The 26,066-nt window shown below is 68.6% G+C and carries 28 protein-coding genes and 2 pseudogenes; 24 read left to right on the top strand and 6 right to left on the bottom strand.

The annotated features are described in order from the left end of the window. Positions 1-19 precede the first annotated feature (19 nt). The 6 genes and pseudogenes from QE428_RS12640 to mutM all read left to right on the top strand — a co-directional run bounded on the left by QE428_RS12640 (position 20) and on the right by mutM (position 5,165). Positions 20-2,169, top strand: a pseudogene (locus QE428_RS12640) (ATP-dependent DNA helicase RecG). Positions 2,170-2,211: 42 nt separating this feature from the next. After that, on the top strand, positions 2,212-2,709 hold the full coding sequence (gene coaD, locus QE428_RS12635; protein ID WP_133399695.1) for a pantetheine-phosphate adenylyltransferase: 498 nt from the start codon (positions 2,212-2,214) through the stop codon (positions 2,707-2,709). A gap of 113 nt (positions 2,710-2,822) precedes the next feature. Continuing rightward, positions 2,823-3,326 carry a DUF177 domain-containing protein gene (locus QE428_RS12630; RefSeq protein WP_307470744.1) on the top strand — a complete coding sequence of 168 codons (504 nt, stop codon included), beginning with the start codon at positions 2,823-2,825 and terminating at the stop codon, positions 3,324-3,326. 2 nt (positions 3,327-3,328) lie between these two features. Further along, on the top strand, positions 3,329-3,538 hold the full coding sequence (gene rpmF / locus QE428_RS12625) for a 50S ribosomal protein L32 (RefSeq protein ID WP_018188062.1): 210 nt from the start codon (positions 3,329-3,331) through the stop codon (positions 3,536-3,538). Positions 3,539-3,548: 10 nt separating this feature from the next. Then, positions 3,549-4,241 (top strand): ribonuclease III, encoded by a 693-nt coding sequence (gene rnc, locus QE428_RS12620; RefSeq protein WP_091353988.1) that lies wholly within the window; start codon positions 3,549-3,551, stop codon positions 4,239-4,241. A 6-nt stretch (positions 4,242-4,247) separates the two neighbouring features. Continuing rightward, positions 4,248-5,165: a bifunctional DNA-formamidopyrimidine glycosylase/DNA-(apurinic or apyrimidinic site) lyase gene (gene mutM / locus QE428_RS12615; RefSeq protein WP_307469805.1), complete on the top strand. Its 918-nt coding sequence runs from the start codon at positions 4,248-4,250 to the stop codon at positions 5,163-5,165. Here mutM and QE428_RS12610 read toward each other — a convergent pair. After that, positions 5,162-6,250 carry a GNAT family N-acetyltransferase gene (locus QE428_RS12610; RefSeq protein WP_307469801.1) on the bottom strand — a complete coding sequence of 363 codons (1,089 nt, stop codon included), beginning with the start codon at positions 6,248-6,250 and terminating at the stop codon, positions 5,162-5,164. The two genes, mutM and QE428_RS12610, sit on opposite strands and share 4 nt — an antisense overlap. Before the next feature lie 60 nt (positions 6,251-6,310). Next, a complete protein-coding gene (locus tag QE428_RS12605; protein WP_133399692.1) occupies positions 6,311-6,568 on the bottom strand; it encodes a hypothetical protein in 258 nt (85 codons plus the stop codon). Positions 6,569-6,991: 423 nt separating this feature from the next. Here QE428_RS12605 and smc point away from each other — a divergent pair, with 423 nt between their 5' ends. From smc to QE428_RS12585, 4 genes and pseudogenes are all read left to right on the top strand, one after another. Next, positions 6,992-10,495: a chromosome segregation protein SMC gene (gene smc / locus QE428_RS12600; RefSeq protein WP_307469793.1), complete on the top strand. Its 3,504-nt coding sequence runs from the start codon at positions 6,992-6,994 to the stop codon at positions 10,493-10,495. A 91-nt stretch (positions 10,496-10,586) separates the two neighbouring features. Then, positions 10,587-10,934, top strand: coding sequence for an excalibur calcium-binding domain-containing protein (locus QE428_RS12595; RefSeq protein WP_307469790.1), 348 nt, complete (start codon positions 10,587-10,589; stop codon positions 10,932-10,934). A 22-nt stretch (positions 10,935-10,956) separates the two neighbouring features. Further along, the gene (ftsY, locus tag QE428_RS12590) at positions 10,957-11,829 is read left to right on the top strand and encodes a signal recognition particle-docking protein FtsY (protein ID WP_091353967.1); all 873 of its coding nucleotides are present in this window, start codon (positions 10,957-10,959) and stop codon (positions 11,827-11,829) included. A gap of 44 nt (positions 11,830-11,873) precedes the next feature. Then, positions 11,874-12,375: pseudogene (locus QE428_RS12585) on the top strand (DUF2004 domain-containing protein). Between the two features lie 3 nt (positions 12,376-12,378). Here the strand turns inward: QE428_RS12585 and QE428_RS12580 are convergent. From QE428_RS12580 to lipB, 3 genes are all read right to left on the bottom strand, one after another. After that, on the bottom strand, positions 12,379-12,708 hold the full coding sequence (locus QE428_RS12580; RefSeq protein WP_307469786.1) for a hypothetical protein: 330 nt from the start codon (positions 12,706-12,708) through the stop codon (positions 12,379-12,381). 124 nt (positions 12,709-12,832) lie between these two features. Next, the gene (gene lipA / locus QE428_RS12575; protein ID WP_307470741.1) at positions 12,833-13,798 is read right to left on the bottom strand and encodes a lipoyl synthase; all 966 of its coding nucleotides are present in this window, start codon (positions 13,796-13,798) and stop codon (positions 12,833-12,835) included. Positions 13,799-13,824: 26 nt separating this feature from the next. Further along, a complete protein-coding gene (gene lipB, locus QE428_RS12570) occupies positions 13,825-14,466 on the bottom strand; it encodes a lipoyl(octanoyl) transferase LipB (RefSeq protein WP_307469784.1) in 642 nt (213 codons plus the stop codon). Positions 14,467-14,525: 59 nt separating this feature from the next. Between lipB and QE428_RS12565 the strand changes: the two genes are divergently transcribed. Together QE428_RS12565 and ffh are read left to right on the top strand one after the other, a co-directional pair. After that, the gene (locus tag QE428_RS12565) at positions 14,526-15,107 is read left to right on the top strand and encodes a TetR/AcrR family transcriptional regulator (RefSeq protein WP_307469780.1); all 582 of its coding nucleotides are present in this window, start codon (positions 14,526-14,528) and stop codon (positions 15,105-15,107) included. 12 nt (positions 15,108-15,119) lie between these two features. Beyond that, positions 15,120-16,670, top strand: a complete 1,551-nt coding sequence (ffh, locus tag QE428_RS12560) for a signal recognition particle protein (protein ID WP_091353948.1) — start codon at positions 15,120-15,122, stop codon at positions 16,668-16,670. Between the two features lie 6 nt (positions 16,671-16,676). On the opposite strand, the gene QE428_RS12555 is transcribed toward ffh, so the two are convergent. After that, on the bottom strand, positions 16,677-17,834 hold the full coding sequence (locus QE428_RS12555) for a glutamate--cysteine ligase (protein WP_091353944.1): 1,158 nt from the start codon (positions 17,832-17,834) through the stop codon (positions 16,677-16,679). Positions 17,835-18,019: 185 nt separating this feature from the next. Between QE428_RS12555 and rpsP the strand changes: the two genes are divergently transcribed. From rpsP to dprA, 12 genes are all read left to right on the top strand, one after another. Continuing rightward, entirely contained in the window at positions 18,020-18,430 is a 411-nt protein-coding gene (rpsP, locus tag QE428_RS12550) for a 30S ribosomal protein S16 (protein WP_307469773.1), read from the top strand. A gap of 4 nt (positions 18,431-18,434) precedes the next feature. Beyond that, positions 18,435-18,665, top strand: a complete 231-nt coding sequence (locus QE428_RS12545) for an RNA-binding protein (RefSeq protein ID WP_018188045.1) — start codon at positions 18,435-18,437, stop codon at positions 18,663-18,665. A gap of 1 nt (position 18,666) precedes the next feature. After that, positions 18,667-19,272: a ribosome maturation factor RimM gene (gene rimM, locus QE428_RS12540; protein WP_133399686.1), complete on the top strand. Its 606-nt coding sequence runs from the start codon at positions 18,667-18,669 to the stop codon at positions 19,270-19,272. Position 19,273: 1 nt separating this feature from the next. Beyond that, a complete protein-coding gene (gene trmD, locus QE428_RS12535) occupies positions 19,274-19,984 on the top strand; it encodes a tRNA (guanosine(37)-N1)-methyltransferase TrmD (protein WP_307469769.1) in 711 nt (236 codons plus the stop codon). Positions 19,985-20,030: 46 nt separating this feature from the next. Beyond that, complete coding sequence (locus tag QE428_RS12530) at positions 20,031-20,498, top strand: MFS transporter permease (protein WP_307469764.1); 468 nt, start codon at positions 20,031-20,033, stop codon at positions 20,496-20,498. Between the two features lie 168 nt (positions 20,499-20,666). Continuing rightward, on the top strand, positions 20,667-21,014 hold the full coding sequence (gene rplS / locus QE428_RS12525; RefSeq protein ID WP_307469759.1) for a 50S ribosomal protein L19: 348 nt from the start codon (positions 20,667-20,669) through the stop codon (positions 21,012-21,014). Positions 21,015-21,150: 136 nt separating this feature from the next. Next, complete coding sequence (lepB, locus tag QE428_RS12520) at positions 21,151-21,891, top strand: signal peptidase I (RefSeq protein ID WP_307469756.1); 741 nt, start codon at positions 21,151-21,153, stop codon at positions 21,889-21,891. Further along, the gene (locus tag QE428_RS12515) at positions 21,891-22,550 is read left to right on the top strand and encodes a ribonuclease HII (RefSeq protein WP_307470738.1); all 660 of its coding nucleotides are present in this window, start codon (positions 21,891-21,893) and stop codon (positions 22,548-22,550) included. Before lepB ends, QE428_RS12515 begins: the two co-directional genes overlap by 1 nt. A 39-nt stretch (positions 22,551-22,589) precedes the next feature. Next, positions 22,590-22,913, top strand: coding sequence for a DUF2469 family protein (locus QE428_RS12510; RefSeq protein WP_036309185.1), 324 nt, complete (start codon positions 22,590-22,592; stop codon positions 22,911-22,913). A gap of 89 nt (positions 22,914-23,002) precedes the next feature. Continuing rightward, positions 23,003-23,365, top strand: a complete 363-nt coding sequence (locus QE428_RS12505; protein WP_091353921.1) for a YraN family protein — start codon at positions 23,003-23,005, stop codon at positions 23,363-23,365. Next, the gene (locus tag QE428_RS12500; protein WP_307469743.1) at positions 23,362-24,888 is read left to right on the top strand and encodes a YifB family Mg chelatase-like AAA ATPase; all 1,527 of its coding nucleotides are present in this window, start codon (positions 23,362-23,364) and stop codon (positions 24,886-24,888) included. The genes QE428_RS12505 and QE428_RS12500 overlap by 4 nt, the downstream gene beginning before the upstream one ends. Beyond that, positions 24,882-26,048, top strand: coding sequence for a DNA-processing protein DprA (gene dprA, locus QE428_RS12495; protein WP_307469740.1), 1,167 nt, complete (start codon positions 24,882-24,884; stop codon positions 26,046-26,048). The genes QE428_RS12500 and dprA overlap by 7 nt, the downstream gene beginning before the upstream one ends. Positions 26,049-26,066 lie beyond the last annotated feature (18 nt).

Here is a 26,066-nt window from a genome sequence, read left to right as displayed (position 1 = left end):
CCGCTCGTAGACTCGTCGCATGGCCTCGTACTCGCTCGACACGTCCCTCCCGGAGGCCGTCGGCGAGAGTCTGGCGAAAGGGCTGAAGCGCGCCTTCCAGATGACCACGGTCGGGGAGCTGCTGGGTCACTACCCGCGCCGGTATGCGAGCCGTGGGGAGCTGACACCCATCGCGGCGCTCCCGCGGTCGGCGAGCTCGTGACGATCGTGGCCGAGGTCCGCTCCGCGTCGACGAGGCAGATGCGAGGCCGGCGCGGAGAACTCGTCGAGGTCGTCATCGGTGATGGCGAGGGCACCATGTCGCTCACGTTCTTCGGTCAAGCGTGGCGCGTCAAGGATCTCACTGCCGGTCGGCAGGGCATCTTCACCGGCAAGGTGGGGGAGTACCGCGGGCAGAAGCAGCTCACGCATCCCGATTATCAGCTCTTCGACGACGAGGGAACCGCCCGGCTCACGGCGGAGGCATGGCGGAATCGTCCGATCCCGATCTACCCCGCGACGAGCACCCTCTCGAGCTGGCAGGTCAAGAAGTGCGTGGACCTGGTGCTCCCCAAGCTCGGGGCCGTCCCCGAACCCCTGCCCGCCGCCTTCCGTGCCGAACAAGGCCTTCTCGACGCCCGCATGGCGCTGACCCGCATCCACGACCCGGAGTCGTTCGACCAGATCGGTCCGGCGCGGGAGACGCTCCGGATGCACGAGGCATTCGTCCTGCAGGCGGCGCTCCTGCAGCAGCGTCACTTCGTCCGGATGATGTCGGCCACCGCTCGGCCCTCCGGTGAACTCCTGTCGCGATTCGACGCCGCCCTGCCCTTCGAGCGCACTCCCGACCAGGTGACCGTGGGTGACAGGATCGCCGCGGACCTCGTGGCCCCGTGGCCGATGAACCGTCTCGTGCAGGGCGAAGTCGGTTCGGGGAAGACGCTCGTCGCCCTGCGAGCGATGCTGCAGGTCGCCCAGTCCGGTGGGCAGTCCGCGCTCATCGCCCCGACGGAGGTCCTGGCCGCTCAGCACGTGCGTTCCATGGCGCGGATGCTGGGCCCCGAGCTCGCACCCGCGCTCATGCCGACGCTGCTCACCGGGCAGCTGGGCGCGGCCGAGCGCCGCCGCGCGGCCCTGCGCGTCGCATCCGGGCAGTCGCGCATCGTGGTGGGGACGCACGCCCTGCTGAGTCAATCCACGACGTTCGCTGATCTGGGACTGGTCGTCGTCGACGAACAGCACCGTTTCGGCGTCGATCAGCGGGAGACTCTCCGCGCAAAGGGCAGCTCACCGCACGTTCTCGTCCTGACGGCGACGCCCATCCCGCGGACCGTCGCCATGACCGTGTTCGGCGACCTCGACGTGTCGACCATCCGCACCATGCCGGGCGGGAGGGCCGGGATCTCGAGTTTCGTCGCTCCCGTGGGGGAGAAGCCCGCCTGGTTCGCACGCGTCTGGGAGCGCCTAGCCGAGGAGGTGCGTCTCGGAAGGCAGGCCTTCGTGGTGTGTCCGGCGATCGACGCTGCGACCGACACGGACGACGAGGAATCCGTCGAGACGGAAGAACCGGGCCGCACCCGGTGGGGTGTCGTCCAGGCCGCAGCGCTGCTGGCGGGGCATCCCGACTTCCGGGACATCCGCGTCGAGATCCTGCACGGCAAGATGCCCGGTGACGAGAAGGATGCCGTCATGCAGGCCTTCGCCCGTGGAGACATCGACGTGCTCGTCGCCACGACCGTGGTCGAAGTCGGCGTCGACGTTCCCAACGCCTCGACGATGGTGATCCTCGAAGCGGACCGATTCGGCGTATCCCAGCTGCACCAGCTCCGAGGTCGCGTCGGTCGCGGCTCGGTCCCTGGGCTCTGCTTGCTGGTGACCGAGGCCGACCCGTTCGCGCCTGCGCGTCAGCGCGTCGAAGCCGTCGCCGCGACGACGGACGGCTTCGAATTGGCCGAAGTCGACCTCGATCTGCGCGGCGAGGGGGATGTGCTCGGCGATGCGCAGTCGGGTGTTCGATCCTCCCTGCGACTCCTTCGTGTCGTCGCCGACGCGGACCTGATCGCCACGGCTCGCGCCGAGGCGGAGAGCCTGCTCGCGAACGATCCGACGCTGGATGGAACACCGGGTCTCGCCGCCGCCATCGCCGGGCGCGTCAGTCAGCGCGAACGTGCCGCACTCGGAAAGAACTGAGTCGCTGCGCGGGAGGCGCAGGGTGTCGTTAGGCTCGACGACATGAACAACCGGATCGCCGTCGTGCCGGGTTCCTTCGACCCTCCGACCCTCGGGCATCTCGACGTCATCCGCAGGGCTGCAGCACTGTATGACCAGCTGCATGTCCTCGTCGTGCACAACCCCGGCAAAGAGGCGATGCTGCCGATCGCGCAGCGTCTGTCGCTCCTCGAGCAGTCGATCGAGGAGGAAGGCATCGAGGGCGATGTGGTCGTGGCCGCCTGGAGCGTCGGACTCCTCGTCGATTACGCGACCGATGTGGGCGCCGGCGTGCTGGTGAAGGGCATCCGGTCGCAGGTGGACGTCGCGTACGAGACACCGATGGCCATCGTGAATCGGCATCTCGCTCACATCGAGACGGTCTTCCTCCTGCCCGATCCCGCGCATGCTCTGGTGTCCAGTTCGCTGGTCCGTCAGGTCGCCTCGCTCGGGGGCGATGTGTCTCCGTTCGTACCAGGCCCCGTCGCGCGCTTCCTCGACAACGGCGCGCGTACCGGCTGATCCGGCCCGCGGGGTCTCCGTCACGCGTAGCATGGACGACCGTGGTCAGAAAGCGTGTGAACAGCGGTCCCTTCGTCCTCCCCGTCCGGGACATCGTCCGGGCACCCGGGGAGATGCGCGAGTTCGAGGTGACGGTCCCGGCACCCGAGAAGTGGGGCGAGGGGCTGGCATGGGTCGACCAGGGTAGCGACGTCCGTGTCGACGTCCGTCTCGAGTCGGTCCACGAGGGGATCCTGGTCACCGCGGACATCGCGGCGACGTACGAGGGGCAGTGCAGCCGGTGCCTCATGGACCTGACACGCCCGCTCGAAGTCGAGTTTCAGGAACTCTTCGGGTATTCTGGGGACGAAGCGACTGACTTCCAGGTTCAAGACGACCACGTGGATCTTGAAACAGGGGTCAGGGATGCGATCGTCCTGTCGCTTCCGTTCCAGCCGGTGTGTCAGCCGGACTGCCCCGGACTCGATCCGACCACGGGCGAGAAGCTGACCGATGCACCGGTCCCGGAGACTCAGATCGACCCGCGCTGGACTGCGCTGGCCGCCTTGTCGGCCCCATCCACAGACCACGACGACGAGGCAGTACGCCCCGCCGCCGACGACACAGAGAAGAGCTGACCATGGCAGGTAACCCCCCGAAGCGGAAGGTCTCCCGCTCCAACACCCGTTCGCGTCGCGCGCAGTGGAAGGCCGAGGCCCCCACGCTCGTCAAGACCATCGAGAACGGCAAGGTCGTCTACAGCCGTCCCCACCAGGCGAAGGTCGTCACCGACTCGCAGGGCACGGAGTTGTTCCTCGAGTACAAGGGCCGCAAGGTCGCCGACATCTGATCGCCGCGTCGTGACAGACGCAGTGACCGATCACTCGGTACTCACACACAAGCTCGGGGTCGATATCGACCCCGAGCTTGTGTCGCTTGCGCTCACCCACCGCTCGTATGCGTACGAGCATGGCGGGATCGCTCACAACGAGCGGCTGGAGTTCCTCGGCGATTCGATCCTCGGCATGGCCGTGACCGTGCACCTCTACCGGTCGCATCCCGAGCTGGACGAAGGCTCGCTGGCGAAGCGACGCGCGAGCGTCGTATCCACCGTCGCCCTCGCAGAAGTCGCTCGCGGCATGGGTCTCGGCGCCCACCTGCGACTGGGGCGGGGTGAAGATCAGACCGGCGGCCGCGACAAGGATTCGATCCTCGCGGACACGACCGAAGCGCTCATCGGTGCCGCTTACCTCTCCGCGGGCATCGACGAAGCGACCGCGCTCGTGCTCCGTCTCGTGTCGCCGTTGATGGCCGACCCGGAGCGGTACGGCGCAGCGATGGACCCGAAGACCGCGCTCCAGGAGCTCGCGGCACGGCGCGGGATGTCGGCACCGACCTACAGCGTGGATGCCGCGGGGCCCGATCACCATCGGGTCTTCACCGCAACGGTCGCCGTCGGCGACGTCTCCCGCACCGGGGGCGGCTCCAGCAAGAAGCAGGCCGAGATGGCGGCTGCTCTCGCCGTCTGGCGCGTGCTGTCGTCGCAGGCGTGAGGCGCCGTGCCCGAGCTGCCTGAGGTCGAGGTCGTCCGCGCCGGCCTCGAACCGGCTCTGGCGAACTCGCGGATCGACGCCGTGACCGTCTCCGACGCGCGAGCGTTGACACGCCACGCGGGCGACGCCGCCGACTTCGAATCCCGGGTGACCGGTCGACGCATCGACGGTGTCGTCCGTCGCGGCAAGTTCCTGTGGATGCCGCTGGCGACGACAACGGCCGGGACCGACGTCCGTGAGCGTGAGGCGATCGTCGGCCACCTCGGTATGAGCGGCCAGATGCTCCTCCGCGAGTCCGGGACCCCGCCGCTGCGGCACGAGCGCATCCGGCTCGACGTGCGGCATCCGGAACACGGAGATCTCGCCGTCGTCTTCGTCGATCAGCGCACGTTCGGATCATTGGCCGTCGATCGTCTGGATCCCACGCCCGACGGCGCGGCCGGCGGGCGGGGGAGCGACGTCGCGCTGGTGCCGAGCCAGGTCGCGCACATCGCGCGTGATCCGCTCGATCCGGCCTTCGACGAGGACGCCTTCCGGCGCGCGGTGCTCCGCACGCGTTCGGCTGTCAAACGCGTCCTCCTCGACCAGACCGTCGTGAGCGGCATCGGCAACATCTACGCCGATGAAGCACTCTGGGCGTCACGGCTGCACCCGGAGCGCCTCGGAAACGATCTCTCGATCCGGTCGCTCGGGCGCCTCCTCGGCGAGGTCCGGGCGGTTCTGCACCGGGCCCTCGCCGAGGGTGGAACGAGCTTCGACGCGCAGTACGTCAACGTCAACGGTCAGGCCGGCTACTTCGCCCACTCGTTGAACGCGTACGGTCGCACGGGCGAACCGTGTCCTCGATGCGGGACGCCGATCGTCCGGGTGAGCTTCGCCAACCGGTCGAGCCACTACTGCCCGAAATGCCAGCGCCGAGCTTAGGCGAGCACCTTCTTCCAGGCGCCGATGTAGGCGGCGGGGGCGAACCCGATCGCCTCATTGATGCTCAGCATCGGCCGGTTCTCCTCGGCATTCCAGGTGATGATCCGGCGTGACTCGGGAACGATTTCTCGCCACCGCAGGATTCCCGCGCATTTGATGAGCTGGCCCAGACGGTGGCCACGGTGCTTCCGGAGCACCAGGGTGTCCATCTGCTGCGTGGTCGCGGTCGGGTCGGCTCCGGAGCAGAGCTCGTTGAAGGCGACGACATCGCCCGTGGCCTCGTGGACCGCCGCGGTGACCAGGACGGTCTGGCCGGCCTCCAGGTAACGCGCCTCGTGACGCTCGAGGCGATCGAGATCCCACTTCTCCTCGTCGACCTCGAGGCCGGCCGTGGGGGCATCCGTCGACATGCGGGACTTCGCCCAGGCGAAACTCTCGCGATACTGCGCGGGAGTGGGGAGCAGCCACTGTTCGACGCGGTAGCCCGCCGAGTGGGTCTCGGCATCCGCCAACAGTGCGCGGGTGGTCGCGAGCGAGGCATCCAGGTGGAGGATGCTCTTGCGGTCCACCTGTTCGAGGGTGTGCCCGTGGCGCAGGTAGTACCGCGCGGGGCGGTCCTGTGGGATGGTGCCGAACCCTGTCGGTGCGGGGAGTCGTGGGACCGACACGCCGTCCGCGGGTTCCGGGTGCTCCGCCCAGGATTCCAGGACGGTTCGTCCAGCCTGGCGTGCCGTCTCCTCGACGAGTTCGAGAAGGTCGGAACCGATCCCTCTGCCCTGGACGCGTTCGAGTAGTTCGACCGTCCAGTACGCGACCTGTGACCCCTGCTCGGCGGGGATGTCGACGATGACGCGTCCGGCCACCTCGTCGTCGACGAGGACGATCCAGCTGTGTTTGTCGTTGTCGGGGTCTTCCTGGAAGTGGGGCAGCAGCTGGGCCGGTGTCGCGGCTTCATCATCGTTCGCGCTGATCTCGCGGTAGATCTCATTGCGGACGTCGACCATCGCGATGAAGTCCGCCGCGTTCGGTGCATCGAGCGAGGCGGGGACGATGAGCGGGCGGATCTCGTAGGCGGGGGTGGTCATGATCGTGCTCCTGACGTGCGTGGGTCCGGGGCCGCGACGGTGTCGCAGCCCCGGACGGGATCAAAGGCGGGGGCCGAGGAACGCGCGGCGGCGGTCCCACTCGGCTTCCCGCTCGCGGCGAGCGAGGCTCTCGCGGTGTCGAGCCTCGATCTCCTCCCGGTTCGCGCCGGGGCGGGTGCTCCACAGGAGCAGCGCCAGCGCGATCCGGAGGGCGAGTCGGTCGATGAACGTCTGACGGGGAGCGGGCCCCGTCGGGGTCGGATGCTGCAGCGCGGCGAGGACCGCCGTTGTGCGCTGCGGCGCGGTGAGAGTGCGCATGAGTGATCTCATTTCGATCGTTGCAGTGGGTTGTGCCGCGGGCGCGGCGGGGATCGTGCCGCAGCACGAGAGAGCACGACCGTGGGCGGGCCTCGAGGGCCGCCGCACACGGCGGGGAGGGACGATGAGTCCGAGCGGGTTCGACGCAGTCGTCCGTCAGAAGACGGAGCTCAGGGGCGCCGTGGTCAGCGGCCGGTGAGAGCGCGGGTGTCCGCTACGGCGTCGAAGGAGAGGGTCCCCCCTGCGAACGGGAACGCGGTGAACGCTTCTCCGGTGGGCATCATGCGAGTAATCATGTCGGGGACCTCCTTTCTCAGACTTCTGACGCGAGCCCTGACACTAGCGCCGCCCCGGGCGCGCCGTCAAGTGGCGTCCGTGATTCGTCCGCTAGCGTGGACGGGACGACGACCCCGGAGGCCCCGCATGCACCTGAAGAGCGTGACGCTCAAGGGGTTCAAATCCTTCGCCCAGCCGACGACCTTCGCCCTGGAACCGGGGGTGACCTGCATCGTGGGGCCCAACGGGTCGGGCAAGTCGAACGTCGTCGATGCCCTCGCTTGGGTGATGGGTGAGCAGGGCGCGAAGACTCTCCGCGGCGGCAAGATGGAGGATGTCATCTTCGCCGGCACCGCGACGCGCGGCCCGCTCGGTCGTGCCGAAGTGCAGCTGACGATCGACAACGCCGACGGCGTCCTGCCGATCGAGTACAGCGAAGTCACCATCAGCCGGACGCTGTTTCGCAACGGCTCCAGCGAGTACGCGATCAACGGCGAGACCTGCCGTCTCCTCGACGTGCAAGAGCTCCTGAGCGATTCCGGCCTCGGTCGAGAGATGCACGTCATCGTCGGACAGGGCCGGCTCGACACCGTCCTCCAGGCGAGCCCCGAGGATCGCCGCGGATTCATCGAGGAAGCGGCCGGCATCCTCAAGCATCGCCGGCGCAAGGAGAAGACCCTCCGCAAGCTCGAGGCGATGGAAGCGAATCTGACGAGGCTGAGTGATCTCGCCGGCGAACTGCGGCGCCAGCTCAAGCCGCTCGGCAAGCAGGCGGAGATCGCCCGCGAGGCGGCGTCGATCGCTGCGGTGGTGCGCGATGCGAAGGCGCGCCTCTACGCCGACGAACTGGCGCGTCTGCGCGCGGAGCTCGCAGACCATTCCCGCAACGAACAGGAGCGCCACGCCGAGCGTCTCGTTCTGCAGGATCGCGCCGACGGCCTCCGTCGCCGGATCGATGAACTCGAGAACGACCAGCGGGCTGAAGCGGTCGACAGCGCCCGCGCCGTCACCTTCGAGCTCGGTCGTGTGCAAGAACGGCTGCGCGGTCTCTACTCGCTCGCCGGGCAGCGACTGACCCTTCTCGAAGACGACGGAGAGGCTCCCGACGCGAGCGCCACGGTGACGCAAGCCGTCATCGACGAGGCGCGAAGCGAGATCGACGAGATCGGCTCCGGTCTCGGCACAGCTCAGGATGCCGCAGCCGCGGCGGCGCGTGATGTCATCAGGTCCCGCGCCGACCTCGACGCACTCGACACCGACATCGCCGCGCAGAGCGCGCTCGTGTCGGAACACGACATGCGCCTCGCCTCTCTGCGCGGTCGCGCCGAGGCGGCAGCGTCGAAGGCGGAGGCTCTGCGCGCAACCGTCGAACGCCAGCAGAAGGCGCTCGATGCGGCCGAACAGCGTCGCTCCGAGGCGGAATCCGCCTTGGCGGAGATCGCCCCGGCTGCGGAGACGCCGGAGGATTCCGCCGTCGAGTACACGACTGCGTATGAACGCGCCCAGCGGGATGCCTCCGACGCCGAGCGCGAACTGGGATCGATTCGCGAACGGCTGCACGCGGCGGAGCGCGAGCGCGAATCCCTGCTGGCGGAGACGGCTGCACTGGGTCGTGCGTTGGACATCCGGAACGCCGCTGCGGCCGTCGTCGAGCGGGGCGGCGCCGGTATCCGGGGCATCGTCAGTGATGCGATCCGCGTGACTGCGGGGTACGAGGCGGCGGTAGCCGCCGCTCTCGGTGCCCTCGCGGACGGTGTCCTCGTGGACGATCTCGAGACGGCGCGGACGGTCATCAGGACAGCTCGGGACCAGGATCTGGGTGCTGTCGACATCGCCTTGATGGATGGACCGGAATCAGGTGAACCGCCTCTCGACGGAGAGTGGACGTGGGCGGCGGACGTCGTGGACGCGCCCGCGGGCGTGCGAGCAGCGCTGGCGGGCGTCGCCATCGCCGATGACATCGACGGCGCCTTCGCAGCGTGCCGGAGCGCTGCCCGCGCAAGCAGCCGCATCGTCGCCGTCACCCGCGCAGGGGAGACCGTCACCACGAGCACCCTCCAGGCGGGTTCGGGACAGTCTCGATCTCGTCTGGAGCTCGCGGCCGAGCGCGATGCGGCCCGGGAGCGGCTGACGGAGGTCACGGTCATCGCCGACTCCCTGCGCGAGGCCCTCGACGAGGCGCAGTCCGCGTGGGATGCCGCCCGCCAGCGAACCCGCGAGTCGCTGACCGCGCTGCGGGAGCACGACTCGGAGCGCGCGGCGCAGGCGGAGAAGCTCAACCGTGCGACGGTTCGCCTCGAGGCGGCCATCGCCGAGTGCGAGCGCTTGGAGGCCGGAGTCCGGCAGGCGGAGGCTGCGGCGCGGGATGCCGACACGGCTGCGGGGACGGCGCGGGAGGCGTTCAGTGCCGCGGAAGAGACTCCCCGGCCGATCCTCGATGCGTCGGCTCGGGATGGCCTCCTCGATGCGCTCGAGGCTGCTCGTGGTCGAGAGATGGACACGCGTCTGGATGTCGAGACGCTGCGGGAGCGCGTCCGCGCGGCGGAGGCGCGCGTGGTCCAGCTCGAGCGTCAGCGTGAGAAGGAACGTGCGGCGGCAGAAGCGGCCGCACGTCGTGCCGTCGTCCGTCGTGCTCAGCGCACGATCGCGTCCGAGGTCGTGACGGCGCTGCCGCCCGTGCTGGACTCGATCGACCGTTCGACCGCCCAGGCGCGGGTCGAGCTGGAACGTGCGGAGCAGACCCGCACGGCCCTGACCGCGGAGCTCGCGCAGCTCCGGCGTGAGGACGGGCAGGTCCGTGAGCGGCTTTCGCGCGTGACGGAGTCCGTCCATGGGCTGGAACTGCAGATGCACGAGAAGCGTCTGCACGTGCAGAGCCTGCTCGACAGAGTCCAGTCGGAACTCGGCTTCGACGAAAATATTCTCCTCGCGGAATACGGTCCGGACGTGGCGATTCCGGACGAATCCGGCGAAGATTCCGCGCTGTTCGACCGTGCCATCCAGCAGAAACGCCTTCATGACGCCGAGCGCAAACTCGCCCAGCTCGGTCGGGTCAACCCGCTCGCTCTCGAGGAGTTCGCCGCGCTCGAGCAGAGGCATTCCTTCCTGACGGCTCAGCTCGATGACCTGGTGCGTACGCGCACGGATCTGCTCACGATCATCGAAGAGCTGGACGAGCGGATGCAGAGCATCTTCCTCGCCGCGTTCGAGGACACGAAGACGGCCTTCGGTGAGGTCTTCCCGATCCTGTTCCCCGGCGGCACGGGGTCCATCTCCCTCACCGATCCCGATCACCCGTTGACGACGGGCATCGACGTCGCGGTGCGACCAATCGGCAAGAAGATCGAGCGGCTCTCGCTGCTGTCCGGCGGTGAACGCTCGCTTGCCGCGGTCGCACTTCTGACGGCGATTTTCAAGGCGCGTCCGAGTCCGTTCTACATCCTGGACGAGGTGGAGGCGGCGCTCGACGATGCCAACCTCGGGCGGCTGCTCGGCGTCTTCGAGCAGCTCCGGGAATCGAGCCAGCTGATCGTGATCACTCATCAGAAGCGGACGATGGAGATCGCGGACGCGCTCTACGGCGTGTCGATGCGTCAGGACGGTGTATCGGCTGTGGTGGGCCAACGCGTCCGAGAGCGGGCTGCCGTCTGAGAGCCATGGGCTCTGCACCGGGACCGCGTCCTCGGTCTGTGTACTGTGTGCACGGGGACGGGGTGTCCCTCGGGAAAGACTGAGGTCGGGAATGAACGAATCTGTGCGCGCGCGTGCGCGGCGGGCGATGGTTGCTGTGATCGTGGCGGGTGCTCTGGTGGGCGCGCCGTCGGTGGCGTCCGCGGCACCCGTGCCGACGTCATCCGTCACTGCGACCCGCGTGGCTCCGGCGGCGAAACCCGTCGTGAAGAAGTTCGCGAACTGCTCGGCGCTCAACAAGGCCCACAAGGGCGGGGTGGCCAAAGCCGGCGTGAAGTTCAACAAGGTCAACGGCAAGAACAAGGCGTTCAAGGTCAAGCCCACGTTCTCGACGGCCCTGTACAACGCCAACAGCAAGATGGACCGCGACAAGGATGGCATCGCCTGCGAGAAGGGCTGATCGGGTCAACTAGCCTGGGGGCATGGCGGAGAGCTCTTGGTCCCTCGGTCGCGCGCTGCGCGGCCTGTTCGTCAAACCGACGATCGATGAGACGACATGGGATGACCTCGAGACGGCACTCCTGACGGCGGATTTCGGTCCGGACATCACCGAGCGCATCGTCGACGAGCTCCGCGAGAAGGTGGAACGGTTCCGAACGACCGATCCGAAGGACCTCCAGCGCATGCTGCGGGAAACGCTCGAGGAGCACTTCGCCAAGTTCGACACCACCCTCCGCCTCAGCGAACGCCCCGCGGTCGTCCTCGTGGTCGGGGTCAACGGCGTGGGCAAGACGACGACGATCGGGAAGTTCGCCGCCTACCTGCGCCGATTCGGACGGAGCGTCGTCGTGGGGGCTGCCGACACCTTCCGCGCGGCCGCAGTCGATCAGCTCGCAACATGGGCCGAGCGCGGGGGTGCGGCCATCGTGCGTCCTCAGCAGGAGGGTCAGGACCCGGCATCCGTCGCCTTCCAGACGATCGACCACGCCATCCGCACCGGCACCGAGATCGTCCTCGTCGACACTGCGGGTCGTCTTCACACGAAAGCCGGGCTCATGGACGAGCTCACGAAGATCCGCCGCGTGATCGAAAAGCAGGCCCCCATCAGTGAGGTGCTCCTCGTCCTCGACGCCACGACGGGTCAGAACGGGGTCATGCAGGCCGAAGCATTCCTCGAGCACGCCGGTGTGACCGGTCTCGTCCTGACGAAACTCGATGGCTCGGCTCGCGGAGGCTTCGTCCTCGCCGTACAGGAACGCACCGGCATCCCCGTGAAGCTCCTCGGACAGGGCGAGGGCATCGGGGATCTGACCGGTTTCACGCCGCACGTGTTCGCTTCTGCCCTGGTGGATTGACCCGAGCGGTCGCGCAGGGCCGTCAAGGCTGGTTTCATTGAGGCATGGCGATCGAGCACGACTACTTCGGACTTCTGGAGTCCGGACCCGACGGGTCGATCTTCTGGTCGGAAGTCGTCGACTTCGGTGATCAGCGGGTGACCGTCGATCTCACCGCGCCCGATCAGGACGACGTGTCGATCGAAGCGCTCGACGTCGCCGCTGCGATGATCGCCGCGCTGGAGACCATCGACCTCCGCGCGCGGAACGCGATGGTGTCGGAACTCGACGATCGCACCAGCGAAGTGACCGAGTTCATCCTGCAGCAGCAGGAGATGCTGGGGGAGGACATCGAGGACCTCCTCGTCGACGTCTCGGGGCGACACGCACATGGATGTGATCCGTTCCCTCCAACTGATGAGCATGACGATCCTCGCCGACGAGCACAGCGGCAAGGACCCCTTCGCGGTCCTCGAGTACGCGCTCGATCCCGACTCGACCGACGACGTCCTCCTGGTCAACCTCGATGTCGCGGGAGCCGTGCAGTCCGTGACCAGCGCCGACTGAATATCAACCGCGTGACGCGTGCGCCCAGTCGAGGGCATCGCGCAACGTAGCCAGGTCTCGGTACCAGGTCCGCACCTCGGCTCGGCATCTGACACGCTCGATCCGCGTCTCGTACTCGGCGCACTCCGCCATGGCCTCGGAGTCCGTGGGGGGATACTCTCCGGATCCGTCGTAGTAGGTGATCTCGAATCCGTTCGCGGCGTCACCCGTGACGGAGACCACGGTGTCGGCAGCCGGCTCGGCCGGGGGCTGCGCCCCGTGGGTCTGGGGGAGCGCCGCGGCGACCGCGATCGCGGCTCCGAGCAGGGCGGTGAGGGCGAGAGGAGTGCGCATGAGGGCTCTTCCGTTCGTGGTGCCGGTCGGTCCGGCACCACGAAAGTACGAGCGGGAGCACTCCGCGCCTGCGGAAACGGCGGTCCCGGTGGACGGATGCCGCCGCCCGGCGCCTGTGGAGGAATCAGACGGCCTGCGCGAAACCCTCGGCAGCGGCCTCTTCCGCCAGGTGCACCAATTCGATCGGGATGTCGCGGCCCTTGGACTTCATCGATCGCGCCCACAACCGACCTGCGCGGTACGACGAACGGACGAGCGGTCCTGCGAGCACGCCGAGGAAGCCGATCGATTCGGCGAGCTCTCGGAGTTCGACGAACTCCTGGGGCGTCACCCACCTCGCCACCGGCAGGTGTCGGGGCGACGGACGCAGGTACTGCGTCAGCGTGATGATGTCGGTCCCCGCAGCGTGGAGATCGCGCAACGCCTCCTCGACCTCGTGCCGTTCCTCGCCCATGCCCAGGATGAGGTTGGATTTCGTGATCAATCCGGCATCCCGCGCCCGCGTGAGGACACCCAAGGACCGTTCGTACCGGAAGGCGGGGCGGATGCGCTTGAAGATCCGGGGAACGGTCTCGACGTTGTGGGCGAAGACTTCGGGTCGCGAGGCGAAGACGACGTCGAGGAGTTCGGGGTCGCCGTTGAAGTCCGTGGCGAGCAGCTCCACCCCCGTTCCCGCATTCGTCGCGTGGATCTGGCGCACGGTCTCGGCGTTGAGCCACGCACCGCCGTCGGGCAGATCGTCGCGGGCCACGCACGTGACGGTTGCGTACCGCAGGCGCATGCGCATGACGCTCTCCGCGACGCGGCGGGGCTCATCCGTGTCGTAGTCGGCGGGTCTTCCGGTGTCGATCTGACAGAAGTCGCATCGGCGCGTGCACTGCGAACCGCCGATGAGGAACGTCGCCTCCCGGTCCTCCCAGCACTCGAAGATGTTGGGGCACCCCGCTTCCTGGCAGACCGTGTGGAGTCCCTCGTCCTTCACGAGGGCCTGGAGCTCCTGGTACTCGGGTCCCATCCGCGCCTTCGTGCGGATCCACTCGGGCTTGCGCTCGATGGGCGTCTGCGCGTTGCGCACTTCGAGGCGGAGCATCCGCCGGCCGTCGGGCCCGGCCTCGCTCACGCCGCCACCTCCGCGCCGAACTCCGCTGCGAAAGCGGATGCCACCGTGGGAAGGACCTCGCGGGGCGAGACGTCGCGGCCGAGGAGCGACGACAGCGTCGTGACGCCGGCGTCGGCGATCCCGCACGGGATGATTCGAGAGAACGGTTCGAGGGAGTTGTCGCAGTTCAGCGCGAACCCGTGCATCGTGACCCCGCCCTGCACTCGCACGCCGATGGCGGCGACCTTCGCCGTCGCGCCGGCGCGATCGACCCAGACCCCACTTCGCCCGTCGACGCGTTTTCCGTCGACACCGAGCGATCGTGCGACGCGGATGAGAACGTCCTCGAGTCGGCGGACGTGCGCCACGACATCGACCGGATCCGGAAGGCGGACGAGGGGGTAGCCGACGAGCTGGCCCGGACCGTGCCAGGTGATCTTCCCCCCGCGGTCGACATCGATGACAGGCGTACCGTCGACCGGGCGCTCGTCCGGCGCCGTGCGTGCTCCGGCCGTGTAGACGGCCTCGTGCTCCAGAAGGAGAAGCGTGTCGCCGCAGCTCCCGTTCACGATGTCGGCGTGGAGCCCGCGCTGGAGCGCCCAGCCGTCACGGTAGGGGACGAGGTCGGGCGCCATCCCGACCGTGCGGATCTCGATCATGAGGGCCTCTCGCGTTGTTGGACTGCGTGCAACAATACGCCCCCCGATAGGCTGGCGTCATGACGACCGGTCGGCCCCGCGCGTCGTCTCGCGAGGTGTTGTCGGAGGCGGCCTGCGAACTCTTCCTCGAGCGCGGTTTCGACGCGACATCGATCACAGACATCTCGGCGCGCGCGGGGGTCAGCAGGTCGAGTTTCTTCAACTACTTCGAGTCGAAGGAGGCCATCCTCTGGTCCTCGCTCGACGGTCGGATCGAAACGCTGCGGGCAGGCGCACCGGTGGAGGATCCGGCGGCGGCTCTGATGTCCATGTGTCGCGATCTCCAGCCCGACAGCCTCGCCCTCGCCCTGGTCAGTGCTCACGCCATGGGCCTGACGGATGAATTGGAGCGGGGCGCGGCGGTCCGCAGTGCGCGGATCGCCACGGTGGTCTCGGCATCCCTCGTCGCGCACGGTGCGGAGCAGGTGGCTGCCGCGGTCTGCGGCGCTGCCCACGCCGGGGCCGTGATGATCGCGATCGAGCGCTGGGCACGCGCCGGTGCCGGCCGGGCCTCGCTCTCCGACGAGCTCGAGGGTGCCCTCGGGGTAGCCGCGATCACGTTGCCTGCCCGAGGCGCCGGGCGGGCGCTCCCGCTCGACTAAACTCGAGCCATCATGGCTACCTTCGGCACGCTCTCCGATCGTCTCACCGAGACCTTCCGCAACCTCCGCACGAAGGGAAAGCTGTCGCCCGCCGACGTCGACGGCACCGTGCGTGAGATCCGTCGCGCCCTGCTCGACGCGGACGTCGCGCTCCAGGTCGTCAAGGAGTTCACCGGCAAGGTGCGCGACCGCGCGCTCGGCGACGAGGTCAGCCGCGCACTGAACCCCGCTCAGCAGGTCGTCCAGATCGTCAACGAGGAGCTCGTCGCGATCCTCGGCGGCGAGCAGCGTCGCCTGCAGTTCGCCAAGCAGCCGCCCACAGTCATCATGCTCGCGGGGCTGCAGGGTTCCGGTAAGACGACCTTCGCAGGCAAGCTCGCCAAGCAGCTCGAGAAGGACGGGCACACGCCTTTGCTCGTCGCGTGCGACCTGCAGCGCCCGAACGCCGTGAACCAGCTCACCGTCGTCGCGGAGCGCGCCGGTGCCGCCATCTACGCCCCCGAGCCGGGCAACGGCGTCGGGGACCCCGTGAAGGTCGCCCGCGACGGAGTCGAGCATGCTCGTCGCCAGCAGTTCGATACCGTGATCATCGACACCGCCGGCCGTCTCGGTGTGGACGCTGAGCTCATGAAGCAGGCAGCCGACATCCGCACTGCCACGGCGCCCGACGAGGTCCTGTTCGTCATCGACGCGATGATCGGTCAGGATGCCGTGAACACGGCCAAGGCATTCCAGGACGGCGTCGACTTCACGGGCGTCGTGCTGTCCAAGCTCGACGGCGACGCCCGAGGTGGCGCCGCACTCTCCGTCGCGTCGGTCACCGGGCGCCCGATCATCTTCGCCTCGACGGGTGAAGGCCTCGACGACCTCGAGCCCTTCCACCCCGACCGCATGGCGAGCCGCATCCTCGACCTCGGTGACATCCTCACCCTCATCGAGCAGGCTCAGCAGGCGTTCGACGAGGAAGAGGCGCAGCGCGTCGCGGAGAAGCTCGCGACGGAGCAGTTCACGCTCGAGGACTTCCTCGAGCAGCTTCAGCAGGTCCGCAAGATGGGCTCGATGAAGAAGATGCTCGGCATGCTGCCGGGCATGGGGCAGATGAAGCAGCAGATCGAGAATTTCGACGAGCGCGAGATCGATCGCACCGAGGCCATCATCCGCTCGATGACGCCGATCGAGCGTCGCAACCCGAAGGTCTTGAACGGCTCGCGCCGCCTCCGCATCGCGCGGGGGTCGGGCATGACCGTCACCGATGTCAATCAGCTCGTGCAGCGCTTCGATCAGGCCGCGAAGATGATGAAGACGGTCGCCCGCGGTGGCGTCCCATCCATGCCGGGTATGGGCGCCGTCGGCGGAAAGCCGGGCGCGTCCAGCAAGCGTGGGAAGAAGCAGAAGAGCAGCGGAGGCTCGCGGTCGGGCAATCCCGCGAAGCGGGCGGCCGAAAACGCCGGCCTCTCGGCAGCGACGACGGCGGCGTCCGGGTCGGGCTTCGGCCTCGGCGCGCCGACGGAGCCGACCGAGGCGGACCTCGCCGAGATCCAGAAGCTCTTCGGGAAGAACTGACCGCTCTCAGCCGACCGAGACGACCTCGCGGAGGCTCGGGCCGCCCCGGAACTCCCGGATGAGGTGGTGCACGACTTCGCGGAGGTCTCCGTCGGCGGCATCCGCCACTCGGATCTGACGCTGGTAGCTCGCGCCCTGATCCAGGATCTGGGCGATGCCGGCGAACTCCTTTGCGCAGTGAAGCTCGGATGCGACGGGGGAGAGGGACTCCACGAGCTCGCGGAGGTGTTCGGCGACGGGTCGCTGACGCCCCTCGCGGTCGACGATGATGTCGGCGTCGAGGCCGTAGCGGGCTGCGCGCCATTTGTTCTCGCGGACGAACCAGGGCTGGATCGTCGGCAACGGTCTCCCCTCGTCGATCATTCGGGAGAAGTGCTCCGCCAACACCTGGACGAGCGCGGCGACGGCGGCGAGCTCGGGAAGCGTGGACATCCCGTCGCACGCGCGGATCTCGATCGTCCCCCATCGCGGCGCGGGACGGATGTCCCACCGCACCTCGGTGGCGTCCGCCATGACGCCCGTCCGCTCCATGTCGGCGAGGTAGGCCTCGTACTCGGCCCAGGTCTCGAGCGGCCAGGGGAGTCCGGCAGTCGGGAGCTGCTGGAACACGAGCGCGCGGTTCGACGCGTAGCCGGTTCGGTCGCCCGCCCAGAACGGGCTGGATGCGGAGAGCGCCTGCAGATGAGGGAGGTAGGCGGAGAGCGCGTTGATCATGGGGATCACCTTCGACACGTCCTCGACACCGACGTGGACATGGATGCCCCAGATCATCATGTTGCGCCCCCACCACTGCGTGCGCTCGATGAGCTTGTGGTACCGGGTCTTGTCCGTCACCTGCTGGTCGTACCAGCGGGCGAACGGGTGGCTGCCGGCGCACAGGAGTTCGATGTCGCGCGGGTCGGTGACCGTGCGGATCAGGTCGATGGCGTCGCCGATGTCGTCGACGGCGGCGGCGACGGTGTCACCGACCCCGCTCGTCACTTCGATCGTGTTGGTCAGCAGTTCTCCGGTGACGGTGTGACGCTCGTGGCGGGTCTGCTCCTCGATCTCATCCAGGATGCCGGGAGCCGCGGGGACGAGGTCGCCGGTCGACCGGTCGGCCAGCATGATCTCCCATTCGATTCCGACGGACGAACGAGCGGATGTGGCGAAGGTCACCGTCATGGGCTCAGTGTGGCACGCCGGTACGGCGGTTCGCGGCATCCCTCTCCATCTGGCAGAATGGACGGTTGGACCGCCTTGCCCGACCCTCTATCCGGCTCGGAGGTCCACCGCAGAGCTCCCGCCGGGTGTGCACCCCACGCTCCAGGCGACGTTCATCATCACTCGCAACACCATTCAGGAGAATTGTGGCTGTCAAGATCCGTCTGAAGCGCATGGGCAAGATCCGTGCGCCGTACTACCGCATCGTCGTCGCCGACTCGCGCACCAAGCGCGACGGCCGCGTCATCGAGGAGATCGGCAAGTACCACCCGACCGAGCAGCCCTCGTTCATCGAGGTCGACTCGGAGCGCGCGCAGTACTGGCTCTCCGTCGGCGCTCAGCCGACCGAGCAGGTCGCCGCCATCCTCAAGCTCACGGGCGACTGGGGCAAGTTCAAGGGCGACAAGGACGCGGTCTCGACCGTGAAGACCGCCGAGCCGAAGGCCCCCTTCGAGCTCGACTCGTCGAAGAAGTCGGTCATCAAGCCGAAGGCGGAGAAGAAGGCCGAGGCGCCTGCCGCTGACGCCGCGGCCGCCGACGCGACCGAGTCCGAGTAAGACCTTGCTGGCCGCCGCGCTCGAACACATCGTCAAGGGGATCGTGGATCACCCGGACGACGTCACCATCGCTTCCAGCTCCTCGCCTCGCGGCGAGGTGCTCGAGGTGCGTGTGCACCCCGATGACCGGGGTCGTGTGATCGGGCGCGGCGGACGCACGGCGAAAGCCCTGCGCACCCTCATCTCCGCCCTGGCAGACGGCTCGCGCGTCCGCGTCGACGTGGCGGACGACTGACGTGTCGGTCAACCCGGCCCGGACGCAGTTGCGTGTCGGCCGTCTCGTCAAGGCACACGGGCTCAAGGGCGCCCTCAAGCTCGAGCTGTACACCGATGACCCCGACGGCCGTTTCGTGCCCGGTGCGGTCTTCACACTGCAGGTCCCGGAGTCCTCGCCCTGGCACGGGAAGACCGTGACGGTGCGCGAGTTCAAGTGGATGAACTCCCACCCGGTCGTCTTCCTCGACGGGGTCGAGGACCGCGACGGCGCGGAGTCGCTCGTCCGTGCGATCCTCTGGATCGATCAGGATCCGACCGCCCCGGTCGTCGAGGACGACGCCTGGTACGACCACCAACTCGTCGGCCTCGATGTCGTCCGAGACGGCGAGGTCGTGGGGCGCGTCGCCCGCGTCGACCACTTTCCGGCGCAGGACCTGCTGAGCGTCCAGCTCACCGGAGGGGAGGACCGCGAGGTCCTCGTCCCGTTCGTGAAGGCCATCGTCCCCGAGGTCGACATGGCCGCCGGACGACTCGTCGTCACGCCGCCGGCGGGTCTGTTCGAAGACCTGGCCGCCGAGGACGATTCGCCCGCGGTATCGGGCGACGAGGGTACCGCCGGGTCCTGACGTGCGCATCGACGTCGTCACGATCTTCCCCGCGTTCTTCGACGTCCTCGAAGTCTCGCTGCTCGGGCGCGCGCGCGGCGCCGGCCTGCTGGACATCCGTGTACACGATCTCCGCGACCACGCCACCGACCGGCACCGGACCGTGGACGACACCCCTTACGGCGGCGGTGCCGGCATGGTCATGAAGCCCGAACCGTGGGGCCTCGCCCTCGATGAGATCGCGTCTCGACCGGACGACGGCGCGGCGGATCCGGCATCCGGACCCCTGTTCGTGTTCCCGTCTCCGGCGGGGGAGCGGTTCACGCAGGCGACCGCTCGCGAGTGGAGCGCCGAAAGCCACATCGTCTTCGGATGCGGCCGCTACGAGGGCATCGACGAACGTGTCTTCTCGTATGCGGCGACGCTCGGCCGGGTCCGCCTCGTCAGCCTGGGCGATTATGTGCTCAACGGCGGCGAAGTGGCGGCGATGGCGATGATCGAAGCCGTCGGACGGCTCGTCCCGGGAGTCGTGGGAAACCCCGAGAGCCTGGTCGAGGAGTCGCACGAAGACGGACTCCTCGAGTACCCGTCCTATACGAAGCCGGGCTCCTGGCGCGGGTACGACGTTCCGGACGTCCTGTTGAGCGGGCACCACGGTCGCGTCGCCCAGTGGCGCCGTGACCAGCAGGTGGAGCGCACGCGCGCGCGGCGGCCCGACCTGCTGGCCGACTGAGCCTCCTCCCCGAGACCGCCCAGCCCCGGCGGCGTAGCATCGGAGGATGCCACTGCGTCGCGGACTGTTCCACTGGTTGCTGCCGAGCGCCGTCATCCTGCCGCTGTGGCTGTTGATCGGCTGGATCGCCTCGGATGCCGGGGGATGGGCCCTGGCGTGGGTCATCGTCATCGCCATCCCGTCCGTGTTGGTGGGGCAACTCGTCCTCACGCTTCTGATCCGGTCCCGCGGGACGGTACGTCACACGCGGGCGCTGTCGTGGTGGGATGTCGCCGGGATCGGCCTGTGGCATGTTCTGACGATCCTCGTGGGTTTCTTCAGCGAAGCCTGGTTCTGGCCGCTGCTGATCGGCGCGACCCTCGTCTTCTTCGCGGTGTTCTGGTCGTCGCTGTGGCAGCTGTTCCAGGAGGCTCGTCCCTCCGTCATCCTTCGTCGCTACACCGCGCCGGCGCGCGGTCCGCATGCGGACCCGACGGTCGTGGTCCTCGAGGAGAAGCGCGACCCGTTGCGCTGATCCGTGCGTGTTTGGCGGGGGTCGGCATCCATGGCAGAATGGACGCTTGTGCCCTGACAGATCTCTGCCTCAGGGGAGTTCGGAGCCGCATCGGCACCGACGGGGCACCGCATCCTTTCTCCTCTAACTCTCGCGGTCGACCTGGGGCGGTCGCAGGAAGTGATGATCATGCAGATCCTCGACTCCGTCGACGCAGCCTCGCTGCGCTCCGACATCCCCGTCTTCAACGCCGGCGACACCGTCAAGGTGCACGTCAACATCACCGAAGGCAACCGCTCGCGTATCCAGGTGTTCCAGGGTGTCGTCATCGGTCGCTCGGGTGACGGCGTCCGCGAGACGTTCACCGTTCGCAAGATCAGCTTCCAGGTCGGCGTGGAGCGCACGTTCCCCGCGCACAGCCCCGTCATCGACCACATCGAGGTCGTCACCCGCGGTGACGTCCGTCGCGCGAAGCTGTACTACCTGCGCGAGCTGCGCGGCAAGAAGGCCAAGATCAAGGAGAAGCGCGACCGCTGAGCGCCTCTTCGACAGGGATGCCCTGGGACTTCGGTCCTGGGGCATCTTTCGTTCCCGGGTGTTTCGATGCTCCACGCGCACGTCATGTGCGACGCTGGATACCGGTCGCCGAACCCCGGCACCGGTGAAGGACAGCATGACCACCGACTCCCCGTCGTCCGCTCTCGAGAACGACGTCCGCGCACGTCCCCGACGCCGGGGACCCTGGCCCTTCATCCGCGACGTGCTCGTGATCCTGCTGGTCGCGATCCTCGTGTCGTTCCTCGTGAAGACGTTCCTCGTCCGGTCGTTCTACATCCCGTCCGGCTCGATGGAGAACACGCTCCTCAAGGGGGACCGCATCCTCGTCGACGAGCTCACCCCGCGGTTCGGTGACTATGAACGCGGGGATGTCGTCGTGTTCAAGGACCCTGGCGGGTGGCTCCCCACGACCTATCGCCCCGAGGAGCCGCCGCTCACGGCCGCCGTGGACTGGCTCGGCTCGCTCGTGGGGCTGTCCGCGTCGGACAGCGAGGATCACCTGATCAAACGGGTCATCGGACTGCCGGGCGATCATGTCGTCTGCTGCAACACGCTCGGTCAAGTGACGGTCAACGATGTTCCGATCGATGAGACGCCCTACGTCGCCCTGAGCCCATCGCAGTCCGCCCCGGACGAGTTCGATTACGACGTCACGGTGCCGGATGGGTCGGTATGGGTACTGGGCGACAATCGGGACAACTCGCAGGACTCCCGGTATCAGCAGGAGCAGCCGGGCCATGGCTTCGTGCCCATCGACAACATCGTCGGACGCGCGTTCCTCATCACGTGGCCGTTCGACAGGTTCGGCACGATCGATTTCCACCACGAGGTCTACCGCGGGGTTCCCGCGCCATGATGGCGGCCGTCGCTCCGACGCTCACCCTCGAGCGGCGTCTCCTGCGCGAACACACGCTCGTCATCGCGTGCGACGAAGTCGGCCGCGGGGCGCTTGCGGGTCCGGTCGCCGTCGGAGCGGTGGCGGCGGATGCCGCCTTCAGCCGTCGACGCGTGCCCGAAGGGCTGCGCGACTCGAAGCTCATCGTCGAACCGCGCCGGGCGGGAGTGGCGGAGCGAGCGCGCGCCTGGGTGCCGGCCCACGCCGTGGGGTGGGCGACAGCGAACGAAATCGATGAGGTGGGCATCATCCGGGCGCTGGGGCTTGCCGCCGTGAGAGCGATCGACGACCTTCGTGCGCAGGGCGTGGAGGTGGAGGACGCGCTCGTGATCCTCGACGGCAACCACGACTACATCACGCCGATCGCGTCCGTCGGCAGAGGAGTCCGGCCCGTCATCAAGGCGGACCGGGATTGCGCGTCGGCCTCGGCGGCATCCGTCATCGCGAAGGTCGCGCGTGACGAGTACATGGGGGATCTCGACGCGCAGGCACCGGTCTACTGCTGGTCCCGCAACAAGGGATATGCGAGCGCGGAGCACCGCGCCGCGATCGAGAGCCACGGGCTCAGTGCTCACCATCGCGCGTCATGGTCCATCGCGGCCGCCCCAACCCTGTTCTAGGTCTGCGGCGGTCCGACGCCCGCCTAGGATGGAGTCACCATGGATGACGAAGTCTTCGAGGACTATGACCGCGAACTCGAGCTGGCTCTGTACAAGGAGTACCGGGACGTCGTCGGTCAGTTCCAGTACGTGATCGAGACCGAGCGCAGGTTCTACCTCGCCAACGAGGTCAACGTCGTCCGTCGTGACACCGAGCATGATTTCTATTTCGAGATCTCGATGAACGACGTGTGGGTCTGGGACATCTACCGCGCGGACCGGTTCGTGAAGTCCGTGCGGGTTCTCACCTTCAAGGACGTCAACGTCGAAGAGCTCCAGCGGCGCGACTTCCAGCTCCCCGAGGAGTTGTCGCTCGACGGCTGAGCCTTCTCCCCAGGCGCGCGAGGCGTCGGCGGGTCCACGGATCCGAGCGGACGCGGAATCGGAGTGCGCGGTGCCCCGACAGTAGGGGCATGGCAGCGAAAGACGACCTCGGCCGAGCCGGCGAGAATCGTGCGGAGGACTATCTCCGTACCCACGGGTACCGCATCCTCGATCGGAATTGGCGGAGTCCGGGCGGCGAGATCGACATCGTCGCAGAGCAGGGTCGCCACCTCGTCGTCGTCGAGGTCAAGACGCGACGAGGGGAGTGGTTCGGCCATCCGTTCGCTGCGGTGACCGCGCGCAAGCGGGATCGGCTGTGGCGATTGGGAGCGGCGTGGGTCGTGGCGCACCCGGATGCCGCGCGCGGCCGACGGCTCCGGCTCGATCTGATCGGCATCACGGGGCCAGACCCCCGCTCCGCGGTCGTGGAGCACCTGGAGGACCTCCGATGAGCCTCGGTCGGACCTGGTCCGTCGTCTTGTCCGGGCTCGTGGGAGACATCGTCGAGGTGGAGGCCGACCTGTCGAATCAGATTCCCGGGTTCTCGATCATCGGGCTGGCGGACAAGGCTCTCGGCGAAGCGCAGCAGCGGGTCCACAATGCGTGCGCGAACAGCGATCTATCGTTGCCGCGGCGCCACGTCACCGTCAATCTGTCGCCGGCCAATCTGCCCAAACGAGGCTCGGCGCTGGACGTCGCCATCGCGATCGCGGCCGTCGCGACGGAAGCTCCGCTCGACCGTCAGTCGCTGTCGGAGACCGTTCACCTCGGAGAACTGGGGCTCGACGGAAGGCTGCGACCGGTCTCGGGTGTGCTGCCCGCCGTCCTCGCGGCGGCTCGTGCCGGATTCCGACGCGTCATCGTCCCCCACGGCAACCTCGCTGAGGCGGAACTCGTCGACGGCATCGAGGTGCGCGGTGCCGTCACCCTTCGCGATGTCGCGCGAGCGCACGGGTTGGACGTCGCCGACGTCGACGCCGAGCCGGTGGCGGCGCTCGAGGCCGCGGGGACGGACGACACCCAGACCCCTGACCTCGCCGACGTGATCGGTCAGCGGGACGCCGTGGAGGCGCTCATCGTCGCCGCGGCCGGCGGGCACCATCTCCTCATGAGCGGACCGCCCGGCGCCGGCAAGACGATGCTCGCGAAGCGCCTACCAGGGCTCCTTCCGGATCTGGACGACGCCACGGCTCTCCAGGTCGCCTCGATCCGCTCGCTCGCGGGGCTCCCCGTGACCACCCTCCGACGACGTCCCCCGTTCGAGGCTCCGCACCACACCGCGTCCGCGGTCGCTCTCGTCGGCGGCGGCAGTCGCGTCCTCCAACCGGGGGCGATCGCCCGTGCGAGCGGCGGGGTGCTGTTCCTCGACGAAGCGGGCGAGTTCAGCGGCCACGCACTCGACGCGCTGCGTCAGCCGCTGGAGTCGGGCCGCATCGAGATCCACCGCGTCGGATTCCGCGCCGTGCTCCCTGCCCGGTTCCAACTCGTCATCGCGACGAACCCCTGTCCGTGCGGAAACTACGGCATACCGGGCGGTGCGTGCACGTGTCCGTCGCTCGCGATCCGGCGATACCTCGGCCGGCTCTCCGGCCCCCTCATCGACCGTATCGACATCGAACTCGGACTGCAGCGCGTCTCCGCGACGCAGTCCGTCGCGACCGGCGTGACCACCGTCGATGCCCGTGGCCGGGTGATCGAGGCACGCCGTCGCGCGGAGCGACGGTTGTCGGGCACACCCTGGCTAACCAACAGCGAGGTCGACGGGACGTGGCTCCGCTCCGGTCCGCTCCGCGTGGCTCCGGCGATCACGCGGCCCCTCGACGACGCTCTCCATCGCGGGTCCCTCACGCTCCGGGGGTACGACCGCGTCCTCCGCGTCGCCTGGACTCTCGCGGACCTCGCAGGACGAGAACATCCGGATGCCACTGACGTCGGGGGTGCGCTGTACCTCAAGCGCGGGGGATCGGCATGTTGAGGGAAGACATCGAACTCTCGCGGCGGCGCCTGAAGGGGCTCGTTCCGGACGCGGTTCTGGATGATGCGGATGTCGTCGTGCACCATCACGCGCACGCGGTCTGGTCGTGCCTGACCGAGCCGGGCGACGGCGTGGCCGGCACGCTGATCGAGGAGCGGGGACCGGTGTCCGCGCTCCGCACTGCCTTCGATGATGGCGCGGCGATGAGCCCCTCTCTCGACGCCGGCCGACGCCGGTGGCGCTCGCGGCTGGAGTCCGTGGACGACGCGTTCGACCGAGCGCGACGCGTGCGTGCGAGGCTCGTCGTCCCCGGGGGTGCGGGATGGCCTAGCAGCGTCGCCGACCTCGGCGTGCACGGTCCGCGAGCGTTGTGGGTGCGCGGCCGGCTCGATTCGCTCGCTCACGGTGAGACGGCGATCGCCCTCGTGGGAGCTCGTGCCGCGACGGGATACGGCGAACACGTCACGGGGGAACTCGCGACCGGCCTCGCACAGCGGGACATCGCGATCGTCTCCGGCGGCGCGTACGGAATCGACGGCATGGCCCATCGGGCGTCCCTCGCCGCCGGCGGCGTGACGGTCGCGGTGCTGGCGGGCGGCGTCGACCGCGCTTACCCCGCCGGGCATGCCGACCTCCTCGGCCGCATCGCCGCCGGGCCGGGCGCCGTCGTGGCCGAAGTCCCCTGCGGCACACCGCCGACGAAGTGGCGGTTCCTCCAGCGGAACCGGCTCATCGCCGCGCTCAGCGGCGCCACCATCGTCGTCGAAGCCGGGTGGCGGAGCGGCTCCCTGAACACCGCGGGGCATGCCGCCGCCCTGGGGAGGCCCCTCGGAGCCGTCCCCGGGCCGGTGACGAGCGCGGCGTCGGCCGGGTGCCACCGGCTGCTCAGGGAGTATGACGCCCGGTGCATCACGTCGGCAGACGATGCGTGCGAACTCGCCGGCGCGGACGTGCACCTGTCGGAGACCGCCGGCGGACGGACCGACGACCGGACCCGAGTGCTCGACGCCTTGAGCGTGCGCAGCCCCAGATCGCCTGAGGACGTGGCCCGCCGCGCCGGCTTCGCCCTCGAGGAGATCCGTGGCCTGCTCGCGCTCCTGGAGCTCGACGGCAGGGCACGCCGAGGACCGGAGGGGTGGCGCCGCGCACCATCGCCCTGACCCTGTCGCGGCTCGCGT

Source organism: Microbacterium sp. SORGH_AS_0505, assembly GCF_030818715.1.
Taxonomy (GTDB): Bacteria; Actinomycetota; Actinomycetes; order Actinomycetales; family Microbacteriaceae; genus Microbacterium.
This window is presented reverse-complemented; position numbering and strand designations above follow the sequence as displayed.